Here is a 26,224-nt window from a genome sequence, read left to right as displayed (position 1 = left end):
GCTGATGAGATACCCTTCACAAGGGCACAAGCAATCCTGCGGAGGCCGTATTCACGGCGGCGTGCACCGAATCGTTATGGAATGACCACGACAGGCCGCTGGGCGCGCCGCGCGAGCCGTCCGGCGACCGACCCGAAGATCTTGCCGATGATCCCGTGCGTCCCACCCACCACGATGGCGTCGGCCTCGTACTCCCGGCCGACCTCCTCCAGCTCGTGGCAGATGTCGCCGCCGCGCTCGACCAGGATCCACGGGACCTCCGACAGGTGGTCGGCGCAGGCGAGTTCCAGGCCGAGCACCTCGGTGCGGTGGTCGGGGACGTCGACGAAGACGGGCGGCTCGCAGCCCGCCCACACGGTCGCCGGGAGCCTGTTGGCGACGTGCACGATGATCAGCGCAGAACCGGACCGGCGTGCCATGCCGATGGCGTACGCGAGGGCCCGTTCACTCGACACGGAGCCGTCGAAACCGACGACCACGCCGTGCCGGAAGGCGGGATCACAGGAAGTGCGCGGCTCGCAGGCCGCCTCCGGGGCCGCCGCCGATTCGGCGAGCGGCTTTCCGTCGGCGGGCTCGGGGAGCTCGTAACCGGCCATGATGCGGTTTCTCGGCAAGGTCGGCGCCGGGAGCGCCGAGTGGGCGGACAACAACAGTGCGGGGGCCGCGGGACCGGCCTGATTTCGACCGGTAAGGGGCTGCCCTTCCCGCTGACTCCAGAGTACGGCGACTGGGGGCCCCTGCACAGATGCGCAGGCGCCCTCACAGCGTCCCCCTACCCCGGAGTTTCCAGGAGAATGCCGGAGCCGGCCGTCGAGCGCAACGCCCCGCCGCCAATCGGACAAGTCACCTCGCGCCCGGCCCTCTCCCGCTGTCCGCCTCCGGCCATATCCGGAATCGTCCTCCCGGCCGTACGAGGCATAGGGGGCGCACTCGTTCTCCGGCCACACAAGGGGCGTACGACGGAGCGCTGACCAGGGGTGCGTACAGGACTTCCCATCATTTTCGGCCAACTTCCCTATCCCCAGGGGGACTTGGGATCATGTGCCACAACCCCCGCCGCCACCAGGGCGGAAGCGGAATGAGGGGGCGCACGGGCGTTGTGCGCCGGTTCCCCTCGCGGAAGGCACACTTCACGAGGGGAACGCTTCGTGATCGAATGCTTCACGCCACGTGGTCATGTCGACATACCGGCAGGTGGTGAACTTGCCACTGCGGGTACAGCGGAACCAGTAGATTCGATCTTGGGTGACAACGGCGGGGGACCCGTGCAGGACCGAGAGGACCAGACGACCGAGGGGGGCTTGAGCTCCATGACACAGGAGTCCAGGACCGGCACCATGGCGGAGATCCAGTCGGCCGCCGGCATGTCCACCGCACCGTCCGCGTCGACGGGGGCACCGGGCGTCCCGCACGTCCCGGGAGCGTCCGGCGTCCCGGTGAGCACCTCCGTTCCGTCAGGCCCGGCCGGCCCGTCCGCCACCACCCAACAAGGCCGCGGATCACGGAAGTTGTCGGCACGACGCCGCCAGGAGGTCGTCGCCGTACTGCTGTTCAGCGGCGGCCCGATCTTCGAGAGCTCGATCCCGCTCTCCGTGTTCGGCATCGACCGCCAGGACGCGGGCGTGCCGCGCTACCGGCTGCTGGTCTGCGCCGGTGAGGACGGCCCGCTGCGCACCACCGGCGGGCTGGAGTTGTCGGCCCCGTACGGGCTGGAGGCGCTGTCGCGGGCCGGCACGGTCGTCGTGCCCGCCTGGCGCTCGATCTCGCAGCCGCCGCCCGCCGAGGCGCTGGACGCGCTGCGCCGCGCGCACGAGGAGGGCGCGCGCATCATCGGGCTGTGCACCGGCGCCTTCGTGCTCGCCGCCGCGGGGCTGCTGGACGGCCGCCCGGCCACCACGCACTGGATGTACGCGCCGACCCTCGCCAAGCGCTACCCGTCCGTCCACGTCGACCCGCGCGAGCTGTTCGTCGACGACGGCGACGTCCTCACCAGCGCGGGCACCGCCGCCGGCATCGACCTGTGCCTGCACGTCGTACGCAGCGACCACGGCGGCGAGGCCGCCAACGCGCTCGCCCGCCGGCTGGTCGTGCCGCCGCGGCGCGGCGACTGGGGCGGCCAGCCCCGGCACCTCGACCGCTCTTTACCGGAGGAGATCGGCGGCGATCCGCTCGCCGAGGTCGTCGCCTGGGCGCTGGAGCACCTGCACGAGCAGTTCGACGTGGAGACACTCGCCGCCCGCGCCTACATGAGCCGCCGCACCTTCGACCGCCGCTTCCGCACGCTGACCGGCAGCGCGCCCCTGCAGTGGCTGATCACCCAGCGCGTCCTGCAGGCGCAGCGGCTGCTGGAGACCTCCGACTACTCCGTGGACGAGGTCGCCGCGCGCTGCGGCTTCCGCTCGCCCGTCGCGCTGCGCGGTCACTTCCGCCGCCAGCTCGGCTCCTCCCCCGCCTCGTACCGGGCGGCCTACCGGGCCCGGCGCCCGCAGGACGACCCGGACAACGCACTCGCCGCCGCCCGGGAACCACGCGGCGGCGAGGCGGCAGGCGGCCCGGTGCCGGCCCCGCGCCGCAGCCCCGTGCCCACCGCGGACCGCGGTCACGGCGCGGTGCTGCAGATCGCGGGGCAGGCCGGTCCCGGCGGTGGCCCGGGCACGGCCAAGACCGACGCCGAGCCGCCCTACGCGACGCGCATCCCGGAGCAGCCCGGCAGCCGTTTCGACGCCCGCGAGCCGCACGGCGCACGGCGGCCGCGCGGTGACCGGGACGGCCGTGACGGACGCAGCCGCAGCGCGACTATGCCTGCTCCGCGGGATCGCCCCGTAGGGTGAGACGTATGAACGACCGGATGGTGTGGATCGACTGCGAGATGACCGGGCTCTCCCTGGCCCAGGACGCTCTGATCGAGGTGGCGGCGCTCGTCACCGACTCGGAGCTCAACGTGCTCGGCGAGGGGGTGGACATCGTCATCCGTCCGCCGGCCGAGTCACTGGAGAGCATGCCGGAGATCGTCCGCACGATGCACACCACCTCCGGCCTGCTGGAGGAGCTCGACGGCGGGGTGACGCTGGAGGAGGCGGAGAAGCTGGTCCTGGACTACGTCCGCCAGTACGTGGCCGAGCCCCGCAAGGCGCCGCTGTGCGGGAACTCGGTCTCCACCGACCGCGGTTTCCTCGCCCGGGACATGCCCACGCTCGAGCAGCACCTGCACTACCGCATCGTGGACGTCTCCTCCATCAAGGAGCTGTCCCGGCGCTGGTACCCGCGCGCCTACTTCGCCAGCCCGGAGAAGAACGGCAACCACCGCGCCCTCGCCGACATCCGCGAGTCCATCGCGGAGTTGCGCTACTACCGCGAGGCGGTCTTCGTGCCCCAGCCCGGGCCGGACACCGACACGGCGCGCTCGATCGCCGCGAAGTACGTCCTGCCTGCGGAAACCTCGGACTGAGCGACCCACGGAAAACGTGGCAGCGAGCACCCCTCCGGACCCTGTACACTTTTTCTCGGCCGGTGGGAAGCAGTAGCAATCACCGGTCATGGTGGGTGTAGCTCAGCTGGTAGAGCACCTGGTTGTGGTCCAGGATGCCGCGGGTTCGAGTCCCGTCACTCACCCTCACCAGGGAAGGCCCGGTCTGCGGAAGCAGACCGGGCCTTCCTCGTCCCCGGGCCCTCGTGACCCCGGGCGGGGCGGATCAGCCCGCGACCGCCTCGGCGGCGGCGAGCGCCGGCTGCCAGGGGTACTCCGGGCCGGACCCGGCGTCGCCGAAGAGCACCGTGACCCCGGCGGCGCGCAGGGTCTCCAGCGAGCGCTCGTACTGCGGGTGCTGCATGAGCGCCGCGTTCACGGACGGCATCGCCACCATCGGGACGCGCTTGCCGATGCCCTCGGCGAGGGTGCCGGCCACGAACGTCTCCGTCAGGCCCAGTGCCCACCCGTTGATCGTGTTGAAGGTGGCCGGGGCCACCAGGATCACGTCGGCCGGCGGCCAGACCTCGGGCCGGCCGGGCAGCGGGTACTCGTGGCGCACCGGGCGGCCGGTCAGCGCGGCCAGTCCGTCCAGGCTCGGCTCCAGCCAGCGGGCCGCGGTGGGCGTCAGGCCGAGGCAGACGTCCCAGCCGCGCACCTGGGCGTCCTCGATGACGCGCGCGACGTCGAAGACGGAGGGGGCGGCACCGGCGAAGAGGTAGAGGGTCCGAGTCATGCGGACCACCCAATCGCGGGAAGTGGATCTTACGCAACCGTACGGAGGACCGGACGTCCGGAGGGCCTCACGGGGCCCAGTGGTACTTGCCCCCGCCGAGCCAGCGCACGGCCTGGGGGTCGTCGAAGTCGACGTGCTCCCGCCCGGCGTCGAGGGCGATGCGGACGACGTCGAGCAGGTCATGGGCGATGCCGACGGGTTCCCCGTCGATCTGCACGATGCGGAAGGGCGGGTCCCCTGCCTGGACGGGGGACACGACGATCGGGGTGGTGCTCACCCGTCCAGCTTGCGGCACCCCGGCGCCCGGCGCACCCGAAGTGGCCCTGGCGCACGACGGGTGAATGGCCCTCGTCGGGTCCGGACCCGCGCTCGTAGCGTGGAGGGCATGAGCACCGAGCCCTCCCGTACGGCCCTCGCCTCCCGACTCCGCGCCCTGCACGTGCCGGGCGACCCGCTGGTCCTGCCGAACGTCTGGGACGCCGCCTCGGCACGTGCCGTGGCCGACGCGGGCTTCCCGGCGGTCGCCACCGGGAGCGCGGCCGTGGCGCCCACCCTGGGCTACCAGGACCAGGAGGACACCCCCGCGGACGAGATGTGCGCCGCGGTCGCCCGCATCGCCCGTGCCGTCCCCGTGCCGGTGACCGCCGACATGGAGCGGGGCTACGGGCTGCCGCCCGCGGAGCTGGCGGAGCGGCTGGCCGCGACCGGTGCCGTGGGCTGCAACCTGGAGGACACCGACCACCGCACGGGGCTGCTGGCCGACCCCGGGGAGCAGGCGGCGTACATCGCCGCCCTGCGCGCGGCGGCCCCGGAGCTGGTGATCAACGCCCGGACGGACTGCTTCCTCCGCGGCGGCGCCGGTGCCGCGGAGCGGCTGGCGGACGCGGCGGGCCGGGCACGGGCGTACCTGGAGGCGGGCGCGGACTGCGTCTACCCGATCGGGGCGCTGGACGAGGCCACCGTCCGGGCCGTCGTCGAGGCCGTGGACGGCCGCCCGGTCAACGTGCTGTCCCGGCCGGGCGGGCCCTCACCGGCCCGTCTGGCGGAGCTGGGGGTGGCGCGGATCAGCTTCGGCCACCAGCTCCATCAGATGGTCCAGCGGTACTTCTCCGGGCTCCTCGCGACCGTGGCGCGCGGGGACAGTCCCTTCCCCGAGGACTGACGGCACCTCAGCCGTCCGTGCGCGGGGGCGACTCGTCGTTGCCGCGGCGCACGGTGCGCAGCGGACCGCCGGGCCGCCACACCTGCAGGACGAGGTCGGGGTCCTCGACGCAGGTGCGCACGACCTCGGCGATGTCGGCGCGGAAGAGGTGGAAGGGCCCCTCGGGCACCGTCACCTCGCCGGTGAAGCGGGCGATCGCCGCCGGGTCGGTGACCTCGACGGCGCGCCCGGAGATCCGCACGTCGCCCCCGTCCATGGAGGTGTCGGGACCGGGGTTGACGTGGAGCGCGAAGCGCGGGTCGCGGCGCAGGTCGAGGGCCTTGCGGGAGCCGGGCATCATGCCGAGCCACAGCTCGCCGAGCCGGAACTCGGCCTCGATGCCGCTGAGCCGGGGTGAGCCGTCGGCACGGAGGGTGCCGAGGACGTGGTGCTTGTAGCCGCCGAATCGGGTGCGCACGGCCTCGGCGAGGCCGGGCTGTGCTTCCTGGAAGTCTGTCCAGCTGGTCGTCATGCCGCCATGCTCCCCGGCATACCCGACATCCTCTGTCGGCATTGCCGGGGCGGTGTCAGTCCTCGCCCGGAAGGCGGCGGGCCGGGGCGTCGCCCTGTCCCTGGCGGGCGGCCTGCCAGATCCCGCGGAGGCGGTCCAGCTCGGCCAGTTCGGCGCGCGACCAGGTGCGCCGGCCCGCGACGTACCGCCGTATGGCCTCATTGGCGGCTTCGACGGAGCGGCGGTCCAGAACGGTCGGTGGCATGTCTTGATTTTAGGAGAGGGGTGTGACAAAGAGCCGCGGATGGCGCCCCGTGGGCCCATGTCACACGTGACCCTCCTCACGTGACGGGGCTCACCCCCGGCATCCGGGCCAACTCTTCAGGTCGTAGGCGTCACTTGGCACTGCGCTCCGCCGGGGCGGCGGTCACGCGGACTCGCGGCGCACGAGCTCGGTCGACAGCACGACGTGCCGACGGGTGGCGGTGCTCGCCGCGATCTCCTCCAGCAGCACCCGCGCCATGGTGCGGCCCATCTCCTCGATCGGCTGCCGCACGCTGGTCAGGGGCGGGTCGGTGTGGCGCGCGATGGCGGAGTCGTCGAAGCCGATCAGCGCCACGTCGTCGGGCACCCGCCGGCCCCGCTCGCGCAGCACCTGCAGCGCGCCGCCGGCCATGACGTCCGAGGCCGCGAAGACCGCGTCGACGTCGGGGCGGCGCTCCAGCAGCGCCCGCATCGCGGCGCGGCCGCCCTCCTCGGTGAAGTCGCCGGCCGCTACCAGCGCGTTGTCGTGGACCAGCCCGGCGGCCTCGACCGCCTGACGGTAGCCGTCGAGGCGGCAGCGGGCGACGTACATGTCCAGGGGGCCGGTGATGGTTGCGACGCTCCTGCGCCCGAGCCCCAGCAGGTGCGCGACCGCCGAACGGGCGCCGCCGACGTTGTCGGAGTCGACGTACGACACCGACTCCAGGTCGGAGCGGCGGCCGCTGAGCACCGTCGGCATCTCCAACTGCTCCAGCAGGTCGGGCAGCGGGTCGTCCTCGTGCACCGAGGCCAGCAGGACGCCGTCGACCCGGTGGGCGGTGAGGTACTGGGCGAAGCGCTGCCGTTCCTTGGGCGTCCGCAGCAGCGTGAGCAGCAGCTGCATGTCGGTGTCGGCGAGCTCGGCGCCCACGCCCCGGATGATGTCGGAGAAGTACGGCTCCGCGAAGAGCCTGGTCTCGGCCTCCGGGATGACCAGGGCGATCGCGTCCGTCCGGTTGCCCGCCAGGGCGCGCGCCGCGCGGTTGGGGACGTAGCCGAGCTCGGCGATGGCGGCCTCGACCGCGGCCTTGGCATGGTCGCTCACCCGAGGTGATCCGTTGATCACCCGGGAGACGGTGCCCCGGCCCACTCCGGCCCGCGCGGCGACCTCTTCGAGCGTCGGCCTGCCGCTGCGCCGTCCGCCGATCACCATTGCGGCCTCCCAATCACGAGGTGGTAACTGCGCCAACTTAGAGCGTCTGCTCCCTTGACACCTCATCGGGGAACGGAGACTCTTCAACACATCACATGTGGGAGCGCTCCCACACTAGCGAACACGTACACTTCCCGCACGTATCCCGGAGGACCCGAATGCGCACGACAAGGAAGTCGTCCCGGCCACGAGGCCGTACCGCTGCCGTAGCGATAACCGCGGTGGCCGCGCTCGGAGTGAGCCTGCTCGCCGGCTGCTCCAAGGACAGCGACGAGCCCGCCAAGGCCGGTGGCTCGGAGGGTGACGGCAAGGGCAAGATCACCCTCACGGTCGGCACCTTCGGTGTCTTCGGCTACAAGCAGGCCGGTCTGTACGAGGAGTACGAGAAGGCGCATCCGAACATCACGATCAAGGAGAACGTGATCGAGCGGAACGACGCCTACTACCCGCAGCTCCTCACCCACCTCGCCGCCGGCAGCGGCCTGAGCGACATCCAGGCCATCGAGGTCGGCAACATCAACGAGATCGTCACCACCCAGGCGGCGAAGTTCGAGGACCTCTCCAAGGCCGAGGGCGTCGAGAAGTCGAACTACCTCGACTGGAAGTGGGCCCAGGCCAGCACCTCCGACGGCAAGACCATCGGCCTCGGCACCGACATCGGCCCGATGGCCATCTGCTACCGCACCGACCTGTTCAAGAAGGCGGGGCTCCCCACCGACCGCGCCGAGGTCGGCAAGCTGTGGGCCGGTGACTGGAGCAAGTACCTGGACGCGGGCAAGACCTACACCGAGAACGCGCCCAAGGGCACCACGTTCCTGGACTCGTCCGCCGGTCTCTACCAGGCGATCAGCAACTCCGCCTCCGAGCGCTACTACGACAGCAGCGGCAAGGTCATCTACAAGACCAGCCCCTCCGTGAAGGAGGCCTGGGACCTGGCCATGGAGGCCACCACCGGCAAGATGACGGCCAAGCTGAAGCTGTTCGACAAGGCCTGGGACCAGGGCTTCGCCAACGGCCGCTTCGCCTCGCTCCCCTGCCCGTCGTGGATGCTCGGCTACATCCAGGAGAAGGCCGGCGACGCGGGCAAGGGCAAGTGGGACGTCGCCGCCGCGCCGAAGCCCGCCAACTGGGGCGGCTCCTTCGTCGGCGTGCCCTCGGCCGGCAAGAACAAGGAAGAGGCCGTCAAGCTGGCCGCGTGGCTGACCGCCCCGGCGCAGCAGGCCAAGGTCTTCGCCAAGCAGGCGAGCTTCCCGAGCGCCCCGGGCGCCTATGACCTGCCCGAGGTCAAGGACGCCAAGCACGAGTACTTCAACAACGCGCCGATCGGCCAGATCTTCGCCGACGCGGCCAAGAGCATCCCGACCCTGGTGATCGGTCCGAAGGACCAGCAGATCTACACGGCCATCACCGACGTCGGCATCCTGCAGGTCGAGCAGCAGGGCAAGACCCCTGCTCAGGGCTGGGCGGCTGCCGAGAAGGAAATCGACAACGCACTGGACCAGTGACCCGCATGGCTTCGGAGATCTCCGACATGACCGCAGTGACCGCGCCCCCCTCCGAGGGGGGCGCGGCCCCGCGCGGCGGCTCCGGCCGTCCGCGCGACGCACGTGACGAGCGACGCGGCCGCTGGCGCAGCCGCCGCTACCGGTGGGACGTCAAGGCGATGCCGTACGCCTTCGTCTCGCCCTTCTTCCTGTTCTTCGCCGCCTTCGGCCTCTTCCCGCTGATCTACACGGGCTGGTCCTCCTTCTACCGGGTGGAGCTGACCAACCTCGACGCGCGGGAGTTCGTCGGCTTCCACAACTACACCCGCCTGCTTGAGGACGAGTTCTTCTGGAACGCCCTGAAGAACACGTTCACCATCGGTGTGATCTCGACCGTCCCGCAGCTGCTCATCGCACTGGGCCTGGCCCACCTGCTCAACTACAAGCTGCGCGGCTCGACCTTCTTCCGGGTCGCGATGCTCACCCCGTACGCCACGTCGGTGGCCGCCGCCACGCTGGTCTTCACGCTGATGTTCGGCACCGACTACGGCATGATCAACTGGGTGCTGGAGCACCTCGGTTTCAGCCACCACATCGACTGGCGGGCGGGCACCTGGTCCTCCCAGATCGCCGTCTCGTCGATCGTGATCTGGCGCTGGACCGGTTACAACACCTTGATCTACCTGGCCGCGATGCAGGCCGTGCCGCACGACCTGTACGAGTCCGCCGCGCTGGACGGCGCCTCGCGCTGGCAGCAGTTCCGCCACGTGACGATCCCGATGCTGCGGCCGACGATCCTCTTCACGATCGTGGTCTCGACGATCGGCGCCACCCAGCTGTTCGGCGAGCCGTTCCTCTTCGGCGGCCCCGGCGGCGAGAAGGGCGGCTCCTCCCACCAGTTCCAGACGCTGGGCCTGTACCTGTACGAGCAGGGCTGGACGAACTACCACCTCGGGCGGGCCTCGGCCATCGCCTGGGCGATGTTCCTGCTCCTGCTGCTGATCGCCGCCGTCAACGGGCTGGTCGCCCGCTGGCTGCGCAAGAACCACGAGGGGTGACGACGATGGCCACCATCTCGACCAACCCGGCGGATCAGGCGGCCGGCGCAGCGGACGCGCCCCGCAAGGCGAAGCGCCGCACCCCCGGGGCGCCCAAGGCCGGACGGCAGCTGCACGCGGGCCCGTTCACCTACATCGTGCTGATCGTCTTCACGGCGATATCCCTCTTCCCCCTGGTGTGGACCGCGATCGCCGCCTCCCGGACGAACTCGCGGCTGGCACAGACCCCGCCACCGTTCTGGTTCGGCTCGAACCTCTTCAGCAACCTGCAGACCGCGTGGACCGAGGCCAACCTCAGCACAGCGCTGCTGAACACGACCATCGTCGCCGGCAGCATCACCATCGGCACGGTGCTGTTCTCGACGATCGCCGGCTTCGCCTTCGCCAAGCTGCAGTTCAAGATGAAGAACTTCCTGCTGATGCTGACCATCGGCACCATGATGGTGCCGCCGCAGCTGAGCGTGGTGCCGCTGTTCCTGTGGATCGCGGACCTGGACTGGACGAACCACCTCCAGGCGGTCATCCTGCCGACCTTCGTCAGTGCCTTCGGTGTCTTCTTCATGCGGCAGTACCTCTCCCAGGCCCTGCCCACCGAGATCATCGAGGCCGCCCGCGTCGACGGCGCCAGCAGCCTGCGGATCGTCTGGCACGTGGTCTTCCCGGCCGCCCGGCCCGCGATGGCGGTCCTGGGCATGCTGACCTTCGTCGCGGCCTGGAACGACTTCTTCTGGCCGATCATCGCGCTGACCCAGGAGAACCCGACCGTGCAGGTCGCGCTCACCAGCCTCGGCCGCGGCTACATCCCCGACGAGTCCGTCATCATGGCGGGCGCGCTGCTCGGCACGCTCCCGCTGCTGCTGGTCTTCGTGATCTTCGGCAAGCAGATCGTCGGCGGCATCATGCAGGGCGCGGTCAAGGGCTGAGCCCTCCCCCGGCCGCGGCCGCGCCCCTTCCCCCTCTCTTCCTCTTGTTCACTCGTTCCGATGGGAGCGCTCCCGTATGACAGCGTCCGACATCCGTCCCGCAGCGAGCGGCACCGCCGCGGCAAGCGGCCACCAGTTCCCGCCCGGCTTCCTGTGGGGCGCGGCCACCGCCGCGTACCAGATCGAGGGCGCCGCTGCCGAGGACGGGCGCACCCCGTCGATCTGGGACACCTTCAGCCACACCCCCGGCAAGGTCTTCGAGGGCCACAGCGGCGACGTGGCCGCCGACCACTACCACCGTTTCCGTGACGACGTACGGCTCATGGCCGACCTCGGCCTGAGCGCCTACCGGTTCTCCGTCTCCTGGTCCCGTGTCCAGCCCACCGGCCGCGGGCCGGCGGTGGAGCGGGGCCTCGACTTCTACCGCGCGCTCACCGACGAGTTGCTGGAGCACGGCATCCAGCCGGCCGTCACCCTCTACCACTGGGACCTGCCGCAGGAGCTCGAGGACGCCGGCGGCTGGCCCGCCCGCGACACCGCGGAGCGCTTCGGCGAGTACGCGCGGATCGTCGCCGAGGCCCTCGGCGACCGCGTCCAGCTGTGGACCACCCTCAACGAGCCCTGGTGCAGCGCCTTCCTCGGCTACGGCTCCGGCGTCCACGCCCCGGGCCGCACCGACCCGGTCGCCGCCCTGCGCGCCGCCCACCACCTCAACCTCGGCCACGGCCGCGCCGCCGAGGCGCTGCGCTCGGTCCTCCCGGCCCGCGCCCAGCTCGGCATCACGCTCAACCTGCACCAGGTCCGCGCGCTCACCGGCACCCCCGCCGACGTGGACGCCGCACGCCGCATCGACGCCGTGGGCAACCGGGTCTTCACCGGCCCCCTGCTCAACGGCGCCTACCCGAAGGACCTGCTCGAGGACACCCGCGGCCTGACCGACTGGTCCTTCGTCCAGGACGGCGACCTCGCCGCGATCAAGCGCCACCCGCTGGACGTGCTGGGCATCAACTACTACACGCCCACCCTGGTGTCGGACGGCGCTTCCGTCGACGGGCCGCGCAGCGACGGCCACGGCTCCAGCGCGTTCTCCCCCTGGCCGGGCGCGGACGACGTCGCCTTCCACCAGCCCCCTGGCGAGCGGACGGCGATGGGCTGGTCCGTCGACCCCACGGGCCTGTACGACCTGCTGATGCGGATGAACCGCGAGTTCCCCGACCTGCCGCTGCTCATCACCGAGAACGGCGCGGCCTACGAGGACTCCGTGGGCCCCGACGGTGCCGTGCACGACCCCGAGCGCGTGGAGTACCTGCGCGTCCACCTGGAGGCGGTCCACCGCGCGATGCGCGACGGCGCCGACGTGCGGGGCTACTTCCTGTGGTCCCTGATGGACAACTTCGAGTGGGCGTACGGGTACAGCAAGCGCTTCGGCGCGGTCTACGTCGACTACGAGACGCAGGAGCGCATCCCGAAGTCCAGCGCCCACTGGTACGCGGGCGTCGCCCGCGCGGGCGCGCTCCCCGACGCGGCGGAGGCGGACACCGCGTCCTGACGGACCGGCGGGACGCGGCGCACTACTCGGAGGGGGGTGCCGCGTCCCGTCCCACGCCGCGGAGGAACTGCGTCCACGCGGCGGGGGTGAAGGAGAGGGAGGGGCCGTCCGGGTCCTTGCTGTCCCGGAGGTGCACGCGGTGGGGGGTGGCGGCGACCTCGACGCAGTTGCCGCCCTGGTCGTCGCTGTAGCTGGACGTGGACCACACCAACCGGCTGTTCATAGGGCCTCCGCCACCTCGCCGATGAACCGCGCCGACTCCTCGACGCCGAGGGCCTGCATGCGGATGGTCCCATGACGTTGCGACAGCCGGCTGACCTTCGTCGGGTCGGTGCAGAGGGCGCTGGTCTCCTGCGCCTCCACGTAGGCGAGGTGTTCGTGCTCCTCCGTCTCCATCAGCACCAACGACCCGCTGAGCGCCGGATACGCGACACGGTCGGCAGGCAGCACCGGGACGGAGACGTTGCGCAGTGAGCCCGCGGTCAGCAGGTCCTGCAACTGCCGCTTCATCACCTCCGGGCCGCCGACGTTCGTCCTCAGGGCCGCCTCATAGAGCACGAACCCGAACAAGGCCGTGGGCTTCCGCCGCAGCTTCTCCTGCCGCTCAAGACGCGCCGCGACCCGTTCCTCGATGGTCTCGTCGTCGAGCGGCGGACAGCTGTTGCCCATCAGCGCACGGGCGTACGCCTCGGTCTGCAACAGCCCGGGAACCAGCAGGGGCTCGTACCCGTACAGCGCGATCGCCTCGGCTTCCGCCTGCATGAACTCACGCGTGCGCTCGGGGAACTTCTCCGGTTCCAGGAACTCCTGCGCCGCCGTGAGCTTCCCCCGGCCCCGCAGAGCTGGTCCGCGACCTGGAGCAACCGGGAACTGGGCCGGCGGCGGCCCTGCTCCATGGACTTCACGGTCTCGTAGCCGTACGCCGCCTCACGCGCCAGCTGCTCGCGCGTGACGCCCGCTTGCTCACGCCAGAGCTTGACCTGGTTGCCGCAGTACCGCCACGCCATCGGCGGCTGGGTCACCTCGCCGGTCATCCGCACCCACCCCCGCACTCTCCGTGGTCACCAGACTACGGAACGGCGCTGTCAGCCGCGTCCGAAGTTGTGGAAGCGGCCGATGACAGTGAAGCCGCGGCGCGCGTACCAGTGCCGGGGCCAGTCGTCCGCGTCGGCGACGAGGAAGCGGGTGGCGCACCCGGCGTCGACGGCCTGGCGCAGCGCCGTGGACAGGACGGCGTCGGCGTGGCCGCGGCCGAGGTGGGCCTCGGAGGTGATGAGGTCCTCGATCTGGGCGGTGCCGGACGCGGGGTCGATGTAGAGGTCCGCCCAGGAGGCGACGTCTCCCTCGGGCGCCCGCGCGCCGATGAAACGGACGACGTCCGCACCGCGCCGGCGGGCCTCGCGGCGGTCGACGAGCTGGCGGATGACCTCGTCGTCGGCCTCCGGGAGGAAGCCGCGCCAGCGCCGGGCGAGGGGGGCGCGGAAGGCGTCGAGGTCCACTTCCGCCGCGGGGCCGCCGTCCGGCACAGGGCCGGTGTGCAGCATGACGAGCTCGGCGGAGTGGTGGTAGCCGGCGCGGATCAGGGGCGCGGCGCAGGCGGTGCCCGTGGCGTCGTCCAGGACGGTGATCGCGCGGTGCTTCAGGTGGCCCAGCGCCTCGTCGGCGAGGGCGGGCAGCGCCTCGGGATCCGAGGTGCCGTCCACGACCACGTGGTTGTTGCCGTGCGAGTACGCGTAGGCGTCGTCGAGGACGGCGAAGCCACCGGGGAGGTCGACGGTGCGCGCGGCCTGGCGGCGGGCGAAGGCGGTGACGAAGGCGCGGATCTGCGGCATTTGCGGTCCTGACATGGGGGCAGCCTAGGCCGGGCCGCTAGGGTCGCGTGCCATGGCGATACAACTCTTCGGCGCCGACGAGGCCTTCGTGGACCGGATGATCGCTCTGGCGGACCTGCCGTGGAGCTGCCGGGCGGTCGAGGACGCGTTCGTGGCCAACGGCTGGGAGGTCCCGGAGGACGAGGAGGAGGGGCCGGTCATCGGCTGGTGGGAGGTCCAGTTCCTGCCCGGGCGTGAGGAGGGCGTCGACGACTGGTGGCTGGAGCTCGGAGAGGCTCCCGGCTGCATGGACGACGGCTCCCCCGACGTGGTGTGCGCCCACCCCGGGTGCGGTGAGGGGAGCTACGTCCTGCACCCCTTCGCGTACTTCGCCGACCCGGAAGACCCGGCCGAGTGGGACAACGAGTTCGGGCCCTGGCACAGCCGCCCCGACGTGCGGCGCGAGGCGACGGCGGAGGACTACGACGCGGAGTACCGGCGGATGGCGGCACTGCTGCGCGACCGCCTTGGGGAACCGGAACCCGCGGGTCCCTGGCCGTACAGGGACCTCGACGCCACCCGGCACGTCCGCTGGTCGCGGGGCGAGGCGTACGTGATCCTCCTCGACGGGAACGACGCCATGTCGTACGGCGCCTACCGCCGCGCGGGCGTCGTCGTCCGGCCGAAGCGTTAGGTTCGCCGTCATGGCCGGGCAACTCCGGGACGTCGCCGACGATCTTCTGGACCGGATCATGGAACTCGCGGACCTGCCCTGGAGCTACCGGGCCTTCGAGGACGCGTTCGTGCGCAACGGCCGGCACCACGTGGGTGCGGGCGGGGAGCCCGTCATCGGCTGGCTCGACGCCGTGCTCAGGTGGCGCGTCCGATAGACAGCCTGTCATCCCCAGGGCAGTTGAGGAACTGCAGCCTCTCACGTAGCGTCAAAATCTCTGCAGCTGCAGTCAAGAAGAGACACGGGGGTGTCCGCGGTGGGTGTCGTACTGCCCGACGAACTGGCGTACGTGCTCGACCTGATCGGCATCGCGTGGCCGAACGTCGACGAGGACGACTACCGCGAGATGGCCACGTCGCTGCGGGACTTCGCGGACGACATCGACGGCGGCGCCATGGACGCCCACACCGCCGTGCAGGAGCTGCTGGGCGCGAACGCGGGCGCCGCGATGGACGCCTTCGAGGCGCACTGGGGCAAGGTCAAAGGCACGCATCTGGCCAATCTCGCCGAGGCCGCGCGGATGGGGGCGACGGCGCTCGACGGGGTGGCGATCGCGATCGAAGTCGCCAAAGTCGCGGCGATCGTCCAACTCGGCATCCTGGCAGCCGAGATCGTAGCGACCATCGCCTCCGCCCCCTTCACGCTCGGGCTGTCGAGCTTCGCCGGGGCCGCCGCGACCCAGGCGACCCGGATGATCGTGAAGAAGATCTTCCGCGAGGTCATCAACCAGGTCGTCGACCAGCTGATGTCGATCGCCACCGCCCCGATCTACGCCGCCTTGGAGTCGATGGCAGCCGACCTGATCATCCAGGTCGGTTCCAACGCCCTCGGCCTCCAGAAGGGCGTCGACCTCGGCCGGACCGCCGACGCCGGTAAGGAGGGCTTCGGCGAGGGCGTCGACGGCGCCAAGAAGCAGGCCGACAGCTTCACCCTCGCCAGCGCCGGAGGCGGCGGAGGTGGCGGCGGGGGCGGGGGCGGCGGGGGCAGTCACTTCCAGAGCGACGGGGACAGCTTCGACCGGATCGACACCCAGCTCGACGGCATCACCGGCTCCCTGCACGGCAAGTCGAAGGGGCACATAGGCCGGGCCCGCAACGCCAAGGGCCGGACCAGCGGCCGCGGCGAGATCGCCGAGCACGTCATGCCGATCGCCACGAAGATCGTGGACGGCATCGGCGAGGCGGCCGAGAAGGCCGTGGGCCATGTGCGCAACGACATGCGCAAGGGCCTGAAGCAGATGCACCAGAACCACCGCGACAACGACGACAAGATCGCCGGGGACCTGGACCGCATCGCCAAGGGAGGCAGGAACGATCCCAAGGGCCCCCATGCCGGCGCCGGCACGCGACCGGCGTCAGCAGGCCGAGGACCGGGCCGGAGCAGCACTCGCGACAGCCTCGACATGGACCACCCCAACAACAGCACACGCCGTGACCACACGATCAAGGACTGCGGTGACCCGGTCGACGTCGCGACCGGCAGGGTGTTCCTGAGGGCGGCGGACATCGTCCTGCCCGGCATGCTCCCCCTCACCTTCACCCGCAAGTTCGAGTCGTCCTACCGGGCCGGCCGGCACGTGGGCAGGTCCTGGGCCTCCACCGTCGACCAGCGCCTCGAGTTCGACGACCGCGGCATCGTCTTCGTCACCGAGACCGGACTGCTGCTGTCCTACGACCTTCCTCGCCCCGGGGAGCACGTCCTGCCCGCCCGCGGACCGCGCTGGCCGCTGACCCGCACTCCCCAGGGGGACTGGGCGGTCCATGACCCCGACGCCGGCCACACCCGCTACTTCGCCGAAGCCGTCCACGCACCGGGGCTGGCGCTGTTGGACGAGATGTCCCACCGCAACGGCGACCGCATCACGTTCGACCACCACCACGAGACCGGGGCCCCGCTGGCCATCCGGCACTCGGCCGGCTACCACCTCAAGCTCACCACCGACGATCAGGCCCGGGTCACCGCCATCCACCTGGCCGGTGCGGCGGAAGACGGCTCCGACCAACTGGTCGTGAGCTACGGGCACGACACGGCCGGCAACCTCACGGAGGTCACCGGTTCCTCGGGGAACCCCACGCGGTTCGAGTACGACGGCGACCACCGGATGGTCGCCTGGACCGACACGAACGGCCGCCGGTACGAGTACACCTACGACCACCGCAGCCGCTGCGTCTCACAGGGGGGGACCGACGGCCACTTGCGTTATGCGTACACGTACGACGGTGCCGACCCGTCACCCGGGCACACCGTCACCACCGCCACGAACTCGCTCGGGCACACCACTCGCCACGTGATCAACGACCGGCTCCAGGTCGTCGCCTCGACCGACCCTCTGGGCAACACCACCCGCACCGAGTACGACGACAGCGACAACGTCCTCACAACCACCGACGCGCTCGGTCACACGACCCACTACGCGTACGACGAGGGCGGCCGCCTCACCACCGTCATCAGCCCCGACGCGATGCGCATCACCACCGCGTACGACGAGTCGGGCCTCCCGACCGTGATCACGGGCCGGGACGGTGCGGTCTGGCGCCAGGAATACGACGCGGCAGGCAATCTCACCGCTCTCGCCGACCCCACCGGCGCGGTCACCCGCTACGTCCATGACGACCGCGGACGTGTGGTCTGCGTCACCGACGCCCTGGGCAACACCAGTCGGGCCCAGCACAACTCCGCCGGCCTGCCCGTCGCCATCACCGACCCGCTCGGCCACACGACCCGGTACGGATACGACGCCTTCGGCCGGCTCACGACCGTCAGCGACCCGAGCGGCGCGACGACGACCGTCCTCCGCACCGTGGAAGGTCACACGGCCGCCGTCATCCGCCCCGACGGGACAACCGAATCGTGGACCTACGACGGTGAGGGCAACTGCGTCACGCAGACGGACCCGTTGGGGCAGGTCACCCGCTTCGAGTACGGGCACTTCGACTTGCTGACCGCGCGTACCGACCCGGACGGATCACGTTTCGAGTTCCACCACGACTCCGAACTGCAGCTGACCAGCGTGCGGAACCCCCAAGGGCTGACGTGGGACTACACCTACGACACGGCCGGATTCCTGGTCGCCGAGCGGGACTTCGACGGGCGGACCCTGGGCTACACGTACGACGCGGCAGGCCGGCTCGTCGCCCACACCAACGGAGCCGGGCAGACCGTCCGCTTCACCCACGACGCGATGGGCCGCGTGACCGAGAAGCTCGCGAACGGGGAGTCGACGACCTACCGGCACGATCCCGAGGGCCGATTGGCGCAGGCGATCAGCCAGGATGCCGAACTGTCCCTCACCCGCGATGCCGTGGGACGGGTGATCGCCGAATCCGTGAACGGCCGGGTCCTCGCCAGCGCATACGATCTCACCGGCCGCCGCACCCACCGCGTGACGCCGAGCGGGGCCACGGCCTCGTGGACGTACGATCCGGCAGGCAACGCCGTGGCGCTCGTGACGTCGGGTCGCACGATCACGTTCGAGCACGACGCGCTCGGCCGTGAGACCGCCCGCCACGTGCGCGGCGGCCTGCATCTGAGCCACGCGTGGGACGCCATGGGCCGACTCACCGGACAGACCCTCACCCTCACATCGCCCGCCGGCGCCGCCGAGGCCCCACGGCCCGTCCAGCGCCGGGAATACGGTTACCGGCCCGACGGGAACCTGGTGACCGTCGAAGACCAGCTCTCGGGCCGCCGCTCCTTCGCACTGGACACCATCGGCCGGGTCACCCGGGTCACCGCCCGGGGGTGGGAGGAGACCTACGCCTACGACGCAGCGGGCAACCAGACGCTGGCCTCCTGGCCCGACCGCCATCCGGGCGCGGAGGCGCGCGGAGAGCGGGAGTACGCGGGGACCCGGATCTCGCGGGCCGGTAACATCCGGTACGAGTTCGACGCGCAGGGCCGGATCACGCTGCGGCAGAAGACGCGGCTCTCACGTAAACCGGAGACCTGGCGGTACGAGTGGGACGCCGACGACCAGCTCTCCCGGGTCGTCACGCCCGACGGCACCGTCTGGCGCTACCTCTACGACCCCCTCGGCCGGCGCATCGCCAAACAGCGGATGTCGCCCGACGGCGGTTCGGTCGTCGAGCAGACCGACTTCACGTGGGACGGGCCGGACCTCGCCGAGCAGTGCACCGGTCCGTCGGAGGCGTCCGCACGCATCAGCCTGACCTGGGACTACCAGGGCTCCCGACCGGTCGCCCAGACCGAGCACAAGACGGTCGACGACGCCACCCAGGACGAGGTCGACGAGCGCTTCTTCGCGATCGTCACCGACCTCGTCGGAAGCCCCTCGGAACTCGTCGACGAGGACGGTCACATAGCCTGGCGGAGCCGCTCGGCACTGTGGGGCTCCACCGCCTGGCCGGCCGACGCCACGGCCTACACGCCCCTCCGGTTTCCGGGGCAGTACTTCGACCCGGAGAGCGGACTCCACTACAACTTCTTCCGGCATTACGACCCCGAGACCGCACGATACGTGTCGTCGGACCCCCTGGGGCTGGGTCCCGCCCCCAATCCCACGACGTACGTCCACAACCCTCACACCTGGGCCGACCCGCTCGGCCTCACACCGTGCCTGACCTCCCTGGAGAGCATCGCCACCCAGATCGCCCACGTCCTCCCGGAAGAGAAGAGGCAGTACCAGACGGTGGCGGCGATCCATGCCGATACGCCGGAAGGACCCCGGATCTTCGTCGCCGGCACCAGCAGGACCCCCCTCACGGGGGCCCAGATCAAACTCGCCAAGCAACTGGGCGCCATTCCCCTGCCGAAAGACCAGTACATGCCGAAGCCGCCCCCCAAGGAAAGGGGGGGCCATTCAGAGCAGAACATCCTGAATTTCCTGAACAGGATGCACAGGAGCAGCGGCGGCGCCAGTTGGAACCCCACGCACGGAGCCGCGTCCCGTAGCGTTTGCGCCGACATCTGCGCGCCTCTGATCCGCGCGAGCGGGGGAATGATGACCGGGCCGGTCCACCAGGAGGAAAAGCCGACGCACCAAAGGCAGTTCTACTGGCCCGGTCGGTATCATCCGAGCTGATCCCCCGGTCCCCGCGGGACGGCGACCGCCGGCAGTGAACCCTCGACCCGAGACAGGACACGTTCAGCATCATGGCTCTCAGCAGGATCTCCGCGGAGCTCGTCGCCGAGGACGACTGCCCCGGCGTCGAGGAGTCACTCGGACGACGGGACGGCTGGCAAGTACGCGATGGCGCCAACTGGATCGTGAGTCACGACGGTCCGGAGATCACCACTCGCCGCCTGTCCGATGACCTGTCTCGGGTCTTCTCCCGGACGCGGACGTGGACGGCCCCCGTACCGGACGAGTCAAGCTACGCGACTCCGACACCGGACGGACTGCTCGTCGGCGGGCGGCACCGGATCACCTCGCTCGCCGCCGACGGTTCCGTCCGGTGGGCGTTCGACCACGACGCCTGGGCCGCGGACGGCTTGGGTCGCGGCGCGTGCGTCGCGATGCCCTCGGACGACGTCGTGCTGGCGACGATCGTGGGTCGTGTCACGAACGGCACGTACGACGGCGACCTCTGCATCGCGCTCGACAGCGGCTCGGGTGAGCTGCTCGGCGAAAGGACGCTGCCCTCCTTCTCCGCGCTCTACAAATTCCAGCAAAGCCTCGTCGCCGCGAATTTCGTCTTTCTGTCGGCGGGTCAGGGGCAGGACGACGCGCACTCCCTCCTGGTCTCGCTCCGCGACGGAGACATCTCCGCCGTACCGGCGGGCCCCGCGGACGAACCGTTCACCGGAAACAGCCTGGACGGAACGTCGTTCCTCAAGCTGACCAGAGGCGGCGAGATCCTCACCCGGTACGAGCCGGCGCCGTCCGGTCTGTGCCGGACGGCGGCACACGCCGAGGCCACGACCGTGCTGGACGATCCGGAAGCGGTGTTCGTCGGCGGCCCGGGATTCGTCGACCGTGAACGTGTGCTGGCGGCGGTGGCCGAGGACATCTGGCCCGAGGAATCCCGGCACTTCCTGTGGGACACTGCGACGCTGGCTCCCCTGGCGGAGATCGTGTACCCCTTCTCCGTGAGTCCCGAACCCATCCCCCTGGGTGACGGAACGTGGATCACCGTAAGTGAGGACAGGGTCCTGCGGTGGCGGGCGGGCGACCCCGAGGCCCTGCCCGCATAGCGGCGTCGCCGGTTCACGCCGGCCGCGACTGCGCCTGCCTGCGCAGGAATTCGGCGACGTCCTTGCGCCGGGAGTACGGCTGGAGGGTCTGGGCCGTGGAGGAGAGCATGCCCCGCACGCGCGGGGACTGGACGCGGCCCAGGAGGTCCAGGACGCGGATGCCGGCGTCCGTGGCCTCGTCGACGTGTCGGGCGGAGGCGAGGTTGTCGGCGAGTTCCGCGGTGTACAGCGCGGCGTTGCGCGTGAAGTGCGGCGCCTGCAGGCCGACCGCGCGCCGCGCGTGCTCGACCGCGCGGTGGTGGTCGCCGAGGGCGGACCAGGACTGGGCCTCCAGCCCGGCGAGTTCGGCCTCGCCGTAGAAGGTCATCCACTCGGGGTCCGCGGCGCGGGGGCCGCTGCCGAACAGGGTCTGGGCGCGGGCGAGGGCGCGTTCGCAGCCGGGGCGGTCGCCGAGGCCGGCCCAGCCGCCCGCCTCGCGGAGGGCGAGCAGCGAGAGCAGGCGCGGCGAGCCGAGGTGGCGGGCGGCCTGCTGGGCGGCCTGGGCCGCGCGGACGGCCTCGCGGGGGCGCCCGGCATCGCGGGCGAGGAAGGAGGCGTTGCAGAAGGCGTGCGCCTCCAGGGCGCGGTCACCGGCCATGCGGGCGGTGGCGAGGGCCTCGCCGTAGAAGGAGCGGGCATCGGCGAGGCGCCCGGAGTCGTGGGCCAGCCAGCCCACGGAGATGGCGAGTTCACCGGCGCCGCCCATCAGGTCCTCGGCGACGGCCTGGCTGTAGGTGCCCTCGTCGAGGAGGCGGTAGGCGGCCCCGAGGGAGTGGCCGGCCTGGCGGTAGAGCGCGCCGGCGCCGTGCCGGTCGTCGTGCAGGCGGATCTCGCGGACGGCCGCGCGGACAGCCCGGGCCTGGGGTCTGCCGACCTTGTGCACCGGCTCCGCCGCGGCGGCGGGCCCCAGCATCAGGGTCGTGGCGATGGCGGCCGGGCCGCCGGTCATGAACGCGCGACGCAGCACGTCGCTCTCCTCGTCGGTTTCGGTCTCGTACGGGGCCGGCCGGGGAGCCGGGACCGCCGTGCCGCGCCGCCCGCGGACCAGCTCACGGGGCTCGAAGCCCATGTCGGCAAGGTCGCGGCCGGGGAACATGTGCCGGAAGACCCGCTCGTAGGCGTAGTTGGGGCAGCGGATCTCCCCCGACTCCACGCGGCCGATGTAGCGGGCGTCGCAGCTGACCTGTTCGCCGATGTCCCGCCCCGCGCGGCGCACGGCGGCGGCGAACTCGCCGGGGGACCGGTCTCCGCGCAGGCGCCGGAAGGCTGTGTTGGGGGTGGAAGGTGACGAGTGCATCGCCGGGCTCCCGTTGGACGGTCGGTGCGGTGCCGGTTGGCGGCGCGACGACCGTACTCGCTGTGAGGGCCCGAGTACCGTGGGTTTGGCTACAAAAGGGATATCTCACCCTCCATTCGCCATGAAACGCCACCCCTGTCGGCGTCAAGCGGGCGTAGCCGTTGACGTCCGCGCGCGTTGGACACCGTGCAACCCACCGTCCGACCCCAAGGAGGATTCGCCTTGTTGGACGAACCATGGGATCTGGTCACCGTCCCGACCCGGCAGGGACTGGAGGCCGTGGACATCCTGCGCATGCGGACCGGTCTCGGACCCGTGCTGCACGACAGCTCCGGTCACAGCCTCGGCTTCCTGGTGCCGCCGGGCACGGCCGACGGCTGGGACATGCCGGGCAGCGCCTGCACGCAGACCGAGGGCGGCGGCTTCACCGTCCCCGGCGAGCTGCGGGAGCCGCCGGTGGCCGGCACCGGCTGGCTGGTGCCCCCGCACGACGACAGCGCCGTGACGGACCCGGCGGTGCTGCGTGACGCGCTGGGCGAGGCCGCCCGGATGATCGAGCTGGCCGACCGGCTCTGAGCCCCGCGTCGCCCGCCGCCCATACTGGGGTGCATGGCACCGCGCAGGACGAGGACGACGAAGGCACCGGACGGCATACGCGAGCAGGTCGGCGGGGGTCTCGCCGAGCTCGTGCCGGACCGGGACCGGCCGCGGGGCTGGTCGCTGCTGATCGACGGGGCGCCGCAGTCGCACGTCGACCTCGGCGACCCGGAGCACCTGGACTTCTCCTACCAGCGCAGGCTCGGCCACGTCGTCGACCTCGCCGCGCCGCCCGGCCGCCCGCTGCGCGTGCTGCACCTGGGCGGCGGCGCGCTGACCCTGGCCCGCTACACCGCGGCGACCCGGCCGCGCTCGACGCAGCAGGTGGTGGAGCTGGACACCGCGCTGATCGAGCTGGTGCGGCGGGAACTGCCCTGGGACCGCACCTGGCGCATCAAGGTGCGCGGCGGCGACGCCCGCGAGGGCCTGGCGAAGGTCCCGGAGGGCTGGGCGGACCTGGTCATCACGGACGTCTTCGGCGGGGCCCGTACGCCCGCCCACCTGACCAGTACGGAGTTCCTCGCGCAGGTGCGGCGCGCGCTGACGCCCAGGGGGCTCTACGCCGCCAACGTGGCGGACGGCGGACGGCTGGAGTTCCTGCGGGCGCAGATCGCGACGGTGCGGGCCTGCTTCCCCCACGCGTGCCTGGCGGCGGATCCCGCCGTCCTGCGGGGGCGGCGCTTCGGCAACGTCATCCTGGTGGCCGCGGACGGCGAACTGCCCGTGGCGGAGTTCACCCGGCGGGTGGCCTCGGACCCGCATCCGGGGCGGGTCGAGCACGGCAGCGAGCTGGACGCCTTCGCGGGCGGCGCGGCGCCGGTCACCGACGCCACGGCGGCGGCCTCGCCCGCTCCCCCGGAGTCGGTGTTCCGCTAACCGCCCGTGTTCTGCGCCTTGTAGGTGTCGACGGTGGGCGGATGCCCGTTCCAGGTGCAGAAGAGCGACGAGGTCGTGGTGGCCGAGACGAAGTCGACGCGAATCCACTCCGGTTGCTTCCAGACCTTCATCTCCCAGCCGGAGTCTGGCGTCGCCGAGACCAGGGTCGCCGAGGTCTCGCCCAGGTCGAGCACGACCCGTCCGCCCTCGACCGTGTAGCCGTGCACGTTGCCGGTGTCGGCGGAGGAGGTGGTGGCGGGGGTGGCCGAACCGGGCGGCCGGGCCGGGGCGGTGGACGGGGTGCGCGGCATGGCGGGGGCGGTCCGGGCCGGGCCGGTGGCCGTGGGCCCGGCCGCGCGGTGGGTGGCTCCGCCGTCCGGGGACTGCGTGGGGGCGGGGACCTTGTCGGAGACCGGTTCGGAGATCGGCAGGGCCCGGGGCGGGTCGTAGGCCGTGCCCGCCAGCACGTGGTGGACGCCGAACCACGACAGTGCGACGGCGGCGCTCGTGGCGAGCGTCCACGCTCCGGCGTGCGCCAGTCCTTTTCGCATCCGCCCATAGTGCCGGACGCACCCGCCGAACGGAGCCGGGGGTTGCGCTTCAGGTTCTGACGTGCTCGCGCCCACCCGGCATCCCCCTCATGGGCTAAGTTGCGGGCCATGGCAAGTGTGCTCGTGGTCGAGGACGACCAGTTCGTGCGCTCCGCCCTCATCCGGCACCTCACCGAGGCCGCGCACTCCGTACGGAGCGTGGGCACGGCCCTGGAGGCGCTCCGGGAGGTCGCGCAGGTCGGCTTCGACGTGGTGATCCTGGACCTCGGCCTGCCGGACCTGGACGGGGCCGAGGCGCTGAAGATGCTGCGCGGCATCACGGACGTGCCGGTGATCATCGCGACGGCGCGGGACGACGAGTCGGAGATCGTGCGGCTGCTCAACGCGGGCGCCGACGCACACCCCCGAGGGCACGGCCTTCGCGGTGGACGTGCACAGCAGCCAGGAGGCGGTGATCGTGCTGGTCTCCGACGCGGGCCCGGGCATCAAGGACCCGGCGGCCGCACTGCGGCGCGGCCAGGGCGCGGGCGGCGACGGTTCCACGGGCCTCGGGCTGGACATCGTACGGCGCCTCGCGGAATCCACCGGGGGCGACGTCCGGCTCGGCTCCTCGGTGCTGGGAGGCGCGGAGATCCGGGTGTGGATCGCGCTGCGGCCGCTCGCCGCGGGCGGGAAGCGGAACCACCGCGTGGTGCGCCGCAGGCGGCTGAAGCGGACCGCCGCGGCCACGGGGCTCTGAACGATCGAGGCCGGGTGGCTCCCACCACCCGGCAGGTATGCGAGCCGGATTTCGCGACGGCCGTTCCGGGTCAACCCCAGTAAATGTCGCAGGCCTCGTAGTAGTAATAGTATGCGTCCTCCCCGGAATAGCAGTAGTCGTCACTGACGTAGCCGCTGACGGCGCCGGCCCACTGCTGGGAGGTCTGCGTCACCACGGAGTCGGCCTGCGCCGACGCCGGCGCGGCGAAGGCCGTGGCGGGGATCAGGGCACCTCCCGCGGCCAGGGCGGCGGAAGCGGTGAGGACTACCAGACGTCGTGTGCGAGTCATCGGGATTCTCCTTGCGTGAGGAATTACGGGGAGGGATGTACGGCGAACGGTCCTGTCCGGAATTTCACTTCGAATTCCCGGCTCTGCGTGCACCCATGTCTCCATTAACCCCGGCCCCGTGCCCCGCGTCATGCCCCCGGATTTCGGGGCTTGACAAAGGCCGCGGCAGGGACCGGCCGACTGGCCGACCGGCCGCGAGCAGCACCGCGCCGCCCGCAGAGGTCTGAACCTTTAACCGGCCCCGATGGCTCCCTTAAGCGCGCCATAAGAAGTCGAACGCCCGCACGGAACTGGGCATTTGTCCGAATCGGCATCGCTAGCGTGCGGCCTCATGAGGAACTCACATCGTCGTCGTCCCACCCGCAAGGTCGCCCTCCTCGGGGGCGTGACCGCGGGCGCGGTCGTCGCGGCCGGGGCCTTCGCGCTCGCGGGCTCGGCCCAGGCCGCCACCGTCGGTGCCGCGTACAGCAAGACCAGCGACTGGAGCACCGGGTACACCGGCCAGTACGAGATCACCAATTCCTCGAACGCGACGCTGTCCGACTGGACGCTGAAGTTCGACCTGCCCGCGGGCACGAGCATCAGCTCGCTCTGGAACGCCACCTACACGGCGTCCGGGCAGCACGTGACCGTGCGCCCCGCGAGCTGGAACAAGGACATCGCCGCGGGAAAGACGGCCGAGTTCGGCTTCGTGACCAAGTCCGCCGCGAAGGCGGGCGATCCGGTCAACTGCCGGATCAACGACGTGAAGTGCTCCGTCGACGACGGCGTGACCGCCTCCCCCAGCGGGCGCC

Annotated in this window: 25 protein-coding genes, 1 tRNA gene and 3 pseudogenes; 17 read left to right on the top strand and 12 right to left on the bottom strand. The window is 71.4% G+C overall.

Annotated features, from left to right (window positions below; all coding sequences use genetic code 11):
- Positions 1–74: 74 nt before the first annotated feature.
- Positions 75–596, bottom strand: coding sequence for a universal stress protein (locus PV341_RS16715; RefSeq protein ID WP_500322789.1), 522 nt, complete (start codon positions 594–596; stop codon positions 75–77).
- Positions 597–1,310: 714 nt separating this feature from the next.
- Here PV341_RS16715 and PV341_RS16710 point away from each other — a divergent pair.
- The 3 genes from PV341_RS16710 to PV341_RS16700 all read left to right on the top strand — a co-directional run bounded on the left by PV341_RS16710 (position 1,311) and on the right by PV341_RS16700 (position 3,612).
- Positions 1,311–2,831 carry a helix-turn-helix domain-containing protein gene (locus PV341_RS16710; RefSeq protein ID WP_500358226.1) on the top strand — a complete coding sequence of 507 codons (1,521 nt, stop codon included), beginning with the start codon at positions 1,311–1,313 and terminating at the stop codon, positions 2,829–2,831.
- A gap of 5 nt (positions 2,832–2,836) precedes the next feature.
- Positions 2,837–3,448, top strand: coding sequence for an oligoribonuclease (orn, locus tag PV341_RS16705; RefSeq protein WP_499512002.1), 612 nt, complete (start codon positions 2,837–2,839; stop codon positions 3,446–3,448).
- Positions 3,449–3,539: 91 nt separating this feature from the next.
- Positions 3,540–3,612, top strand: a tRNA-His gene (locus PV341_RS16700).
- Positions 3,613–3,692: 80 nt separating this feature from the next.
- Here the strand turns inward: PV341_RS16700 and PV341_RS16695 are convergent.
- Positions 3,693–4,202: a flavoprotein gene (locus tag PV341_RS16695; RefSeq protein WP_499512003.1), complete on the bottom strand. Its 510-nt coding sequence runs from the start codon at positions 4,200–4,202 to the stop codon at positions 3,693–3,695.
- 67 nt (positions 4,203–4,269) lie between these two features.
- Positions 4,270–4,479 (bottom strand): hypothetical protein, encoded by a 210-nt coding sequence (locus tag PV341_RS16690; protein ID WP_499512004.1) that lies wholly within the window; start codon positions 4,477–4,479, stop codon positions 4,270–4,272.
- A gap of 108 nt (positions 4,480–4,587) precedes the next feature.
- On the opposite strand from PV341_RS16690, the gene PV341_RS16685 reads away from it, so the two are divergent.
- Positions 4,588–5,364, top strand: a complete 777-nt coding sequence (locus tag PV341_RS16685; protein ID WP_500322784.1) for an isocitrate lyase/PEP mutase family protein — start codon at positions 4,588–4,590, stop codon at positions 5,362–5,364.
- A gap of 7 nt (positions 5,365–5,371) precedes the next feature.
- On the opposite strand, the gene PV341_RS16680 is transcribed toward PV341_RS16685, so the two are convergent.
- From PV341_RS16680 to PV341_RS16670, 3 genes are all read right to left on the bottom strand, one after another.
- A complete protein-coding gene (locus tag PV341_RS16680; RefSeq protein WP_500358224.1) occupies positions 5,372–5,875 on the bottom strand; it encodes a pyridoxamine 5'-phosphate oxidase family protein in 504 nt (167 codons plus the stop codon).
- Between the two features lie 55 nt (positions 5,876–5,930).
- Positions 5,931–6,119, bottom strand: coding sequence for a hypothetical protein (locus PV341_RS16675; RefSeq protein WP_500322782.1), 189 nt, complete (start codon positions 6,117–6,119; stop codon positions 5,931–5,933).
- A 162-nt stretch (positions 6,120–6,281) separates the two neighbouring features.
- Entirely contained in the window at positions 6,282–7,310 is a 1,029-nt protein-coding gene (locus PV341_RS16670; protein ID WP_500322780.1) for a LacI family DNA-binding transcriptional regulator, read from the bottom strand.
- A 158-nt stretch (positions 7,311–7,468) separates the two neighbouring features.
- Between PV341_RS16670 and PV341_RS16665 the strand changes: the two genes are divergently transcribed.
- The 4 genes from PV341_RS16665 (at position 7,469) to PV341_RS16650 (ending at position 12,324) form a co-directional block, all read left to right on the top strand.
- Positions 7,469–8,815: an ABC transporter substrate-binding protein gene (locus tag PV341_RS16665; protein WP_500322778.1), complete on the top strand. Its 1,347-nt coding sequence runs from the start codon at positions 7,469–7,471 to the stop codon at positions 8,813–8,815.
- 5 nt (positions 8,816–8,820) lie between these two features.
- Positions 8,821–9,852 carry a carbohydrate ABC transporter permease gene (locus PV341_RS16660; RefSeq protein ID WP_500322777.1) on the top strand — a complete coding sequence of 344 codons (1,032 nt, stop codon included), beginning with the start codon at positions 8,821–8,823 and terminating at the stop codon, positions 9,850–9,852.
- A 5-nt stretch (positions 9,853–9,857) separates the two neighbouring features.
- Positions 9,858–10,775 (top strand): carbohydrate ABC transporter permease, encoded by a 918-nt coding sequence (locus PV341_RS16655; protein ID WP_500322776.1) that lies wholly within the window; start codon positions 9,858–9,860, stop codon positions 10,773–10,775.
- A 76-nt stretch (positions 10,776–10,851) separates the two neighbouring features.
- A complete protein-coding gene (locus PV341_RS16650; protein ID WP_500322775.1) occupies positions 10,852–12,324 on the top strand; it encodes a GH1 family beta-glucosidase in 1,473 nt (490 codons plus the stop codon).
- A gap of 22 nt (positions 12,325–12,346) precedes the next feature.
- Here PV341_RS16650 and PV341_RS16645 read toward each other — a convergent pair whose 3' ends face one another.
- The 3 genes and pseudogenes from PV341_RS16645 to PV341_RS16635 form a co-directional block, all read right to left on the bottom strand.
- Positions 12,347–12,547 carry a DUF397 domain-containing protein gene (locus PV341_RS16645; protein WP_500322774.1) on the bottom strand — a complete coding sequence of 67 codons (201 nt, stop codon included), beginning with the start codon at positions 12,545–12,547 and terminating at the stop codon, positions 12,347–12,349.
- Positions 12,544–13,358, bottom strand: a pseudogene (locus PV341_RS16640) (helix-turn-helix domain-containing protein). The gene PV341_RS16645 and the pseudogene PV341_RS16640 overlap by 4 nt, the downstream one beginning before the upstream one ends.
- Positions 13,359–13,409: 51 nt before the next feature.
- Positions 13,410–14,171: a GNAT family N-acetyltransferase gene (locus tag PV341_RS16635; protein ID WP_500358222.1), complete on the bottom strand. Its 762-nt coding sequence runs from the start codon at positions 14,169–14,171 to the stop codon at positions 13,410–13,412.
- A gap of 37 nt (positions 14,172–14,208) precedes the next feature.
- On the opposite strand from PV341_RS16635, the gene PV341_RS16630 reads away from it, so the two are divergent.
- The 4 genes from PV341_RS16630 (at position 14,209) to PV341_RS16615 (ending at position 21,021) form a co-directional block, all read left to right on the top strand.
- The gene (locus tag PV341_RS16630) at positions 14,209–14,829 is read left to right on the top strand and encodes a hypothetical protein (protein WP_500358220.1); all 621 of its coding nucleotides are present in this window, start codon (positions 14,209–14,211) and stop codon (positions 14,827–14,829) included.
- A gap of 10 nt (positions 14,830–14,839) precedes the next feature.
- Positions 14,840–15,025 (top strand): hypothetical protein, encoded by a 186-nt coding sequence (locus PV341_RS16625; RefSeq protein ID WP_500331358.1) that lies wholly within the window; start codon positions 14,840–14,842, stop codon positions 15,023–15,025.
- A 99-nt stretch (positions 15,026–15,124) separates the two neighbouring features.
- Entirely contained in the window at positions 15,125–19,909 is a 4,785-nt protein-coding gene (locus PV341_RS16620) for an RHS repeat-associated core domain-containing protein (RefSeq protein WP_500358218.1), read from the top strand.
- Positions 19,910–19,980: 71 nt separating this feature from the next.
- Positions 19,981–21,021, top strand: coding sequence for a hypothetical protein (locus tag PV341_RS16615; RefSeq protein WP_500331362.1), 1,041 nt, complete (start codon positions 19,981–19,983; stop codon positions 21,019–21,021).
- Positions 21,022–21,034: 13 nt separating this feature from the next.
- Here PV341_RS16615 and PV341_RS16610 read toward each other — a convergent pair whose 3' ends face one another.
- Positions 21,035–22,357 carry an NsdA family TPR-like regulatory protein gene (locus tag PV341_RS16610; protein WP_500331364.1) on the bottom strand — a complete coding sequence of 441 codons (1,323 nt, stop codon included), beginning with the start codon at positions 22,355–22,357 and terminating at the stop codon, positions 21,035–21,037.
- 177 nt (positions 22,358–22,534) lie between these two features.
- Between PV341_RS16610 and PV341_RS16605 the strand changes: the two genes are divergently transcribed.
- Both PV341_RS16605 and PV341_RS16600 read left to right on the top strand, forming a co-directional pair.
- Entirely contained in the window at positions 22,535–22,933 is a 399-nt protein-coding gene (locus tag PV341_RS16605) for a hypothetical protein (RefSeq protein ID WP_500331366.1), read from the top strand.
- Positions 22,934–22,966: 33 nt separating this feature from the next.
- Entirely contained in the window at positions 22,967–23,830 is an 864-nt protein-coding gene (locus tag PV341_RS16600) for a spermidine synthase (protein ID WP_500331368.1), read from the top strand.
- On the opposite strand, the gene PV341_RS16595 is transcribed toward PV341_RS16600, so the two are convergent.
- The gene (locus PV341_RS16595; protein ID WP_500358216.1) at positions 23,827–24,381 is read right to left on the bottom strand and encodes a hypothetical protein; all 555 of its coding nucleotides are present in this window, start codon (positions 24,379–24,381) and stop codon (positions 23,827–23,829) included. The genes PV341_RS16600 and PV341_RS16595 overlap by 4 nt on opposite strands.
- 108 nt (positions 24,382–24,489) lie before the next feature.
- Between PV341_RS16595 and PV341_RS16590 the strand changes: the two are divergent.
- A pseudogene (locus PV341_RS16590) lies at positions 24,490–24,779 on the top strand (response regulator); the annotation flags it as partial.
- Positions 24,779–25,120: pseudogene (locus tag PV341_RS16585) on the top strand (ATP-binding protein); the annotation flags it as partial. The pseudogenes PV341_RS16590 and PV341_RS16585, both read left to right, overlap by 1 nt.
- Positions 25,121–25,190: 70 nt before the next feature.
- On the opposite strand, the gene PV341_RS16580 reads toward PV341_RS16585, so the two are convergent.
- A complete protein-coding gene (locus PV341_RS16580; protein WP_500331376.1) occupies positions 25,191–25,430 on the bottom strand; it encodes a hypothetical protein in 240 nt (79 codons plus the stop codon).
- Positions 25,431–25,761: 331 nt separating this feature from the next.
- Between PV341_RS16580 and PV341_RS16575 the strand changes: the two genes are divergently transcribed.
- Positions 25,762–26,224 (top strand): cellulose binding domain-containing protein (locus PV341_RS16575; protein ID WP_500358214.1); only part of this gene is annotated, 463 nt, incomplete at its 3' end.

Origin of the sequence: Streptomyces sp. PA03-1a (genome assembly GCF_033792805.1) — a bacterium.
Classification (GTDB): Bacteria; Actinomycetota; Actinomycetes; order Streptomycetales; family Streptomycetaceae; genus Actinacidiphila.
Note: the sequence above shows the minus strand (reverse complement) of the source record. Positions and strands in the feature narration are given on the sequence as shown.

Coding starts and splice junctions, on each gene's coding strand:
- PV341_RS16580 (WP_500331376.1), bottom strand. CDS start 25,430: ATGACTCGCACACGACGTCTGGTAGTCCTCACCGCTTCCGCCGCCCTG.
- PV341_RS16710 (WP_500358226.1), top strand. CDS start 1,311: ATGACACAGGAGTCCAGGACCGGCACCATGGCGGAGATCCAGTCGGCC.
- PV341_RS16630 (WP_500358220.1), top strand. CDS start 14,209: ATGGCGATACAACTCTTCGGCGCCGACGAGGCCTTCGTGGACCGGATG.
- PV341_RS16635 (WP_500358222.1), bottom strand. CDS start 14,171: ATGTCAGGACCGCAAATGCCGCAGATCCGCGCCTTCGTCACCGCCTTC.
- PV341_RS16665 (WP_500322778.1), top strand. CDS start 7,469: ATGCGCACGACAAGGAAGTCGTCCCGGCCACGAGGCCGTACCGCTGCC.
- orn (WP_499512002.1), top strand. CDS start 2,837: ATGAACGACCGGATGGTGTGGATCGACTGCGAGATGACCGGGCTCTCC.
- PV341_RS16650 (WP_500322775.1), top strand. CDS start 10,852: ATGACAGCGTCCGACATCCGTCCCGCAGCGAGCGGCACCGCCGCGGCA.
- PV341_RS16680 (WP_500358224.1), bottom strand. CDS start 5,875: ATGACGACCAGCTGGACAGACTTCCAGGAAGCACAGCCCGGCCTCGCC.
- PV341_RS16600 (WP_500331368.1), top strand. CDS start 22,967: ATGGCACCGCGCAGGACGAGGACGACGAAGGCACCGGACGGCATACGC.
- PV341_RS16615 (WP_500331362.1), top strand. CDS start 19,981: ATGGCTCTCAGCAGGATCTCCGCGGAGCTCGTCGCCGAGGACGACTGC.
- PV341_RS16685 (WP_500322784.1), top strand. CDS start 4,588: ATGAGCACCGAGCCCTCCCGTACGGCCCTCGCCTCCCGACTCCGCGCC.
- PV341_RS16610 (WP_500331364.1), bottom strand. CDS start 22,357: ATGCACTCGTCACCTTCCACCCCCAACACAGCCTTCCGGCGCCTGCGC.
- PV341_RS16655 (WP_500322776.1), top strand. CDS start 9,858: ATGGCCACCATCTCGACCAACCCGGCGGATCAGGCGGCCGGCGCAGCG.
- PV341_RS16715 (WP_500322789.1), bottom strand. CDS start 596: ATGGCCGGTTACGAGCTCCCCGAGCCCGCCGACGGAAAGCCGCTCGCC.
- PV341_RS16695 (WP_499512003.1), bottom strand. CDS start 4,202: ATGACTCGGACCCTCTACCTCTTCGCCGGTGCCGCCCCCTCCGTCTTC.
- PV341_RS16675 (WP_500322782.1), bottom strand. CDS start 6,119: ATGCCACCGACCGTTCTGGACCGCCGCTCCGTCGAAGCCGCCAATGAG.
- PV341_RS16645 (WP_500322774.1), bottom strand. CDS start 12,547: ATGAACAGCCGGTTGGTGTGGTCCACGTCCAGCTACAGCGACGACCAG.
- PV341_RS16660 (WP_500322777.1), top strand. CDS start 8,821: ATGGCTTCGGAGATCTCCGACATGACCGCAGTGACCGCGCCCCCCTCC.
- PV341_RS16670 (WP_500322780.1), bottom strand. CDS start 7,310: ATGGTGATCGGCGGACGGCGCAGCGGCAGGCCGACGCTCGAAGAGGTC.
- PV341_RS16595 (WP_500358216.1), bottom strand. CDS start 24,381: ATGCGAAAAGGACTGGCGCACGCCGGAGCGTGGACGCTCGCCACGAGC.
- PV341_RS16625 (WP_500331358.1), top strand. CDS start 14,840: ATGGCCGGGCAACTCCGGGACGTCGCCGACGATCTTCTGGACCGGATC.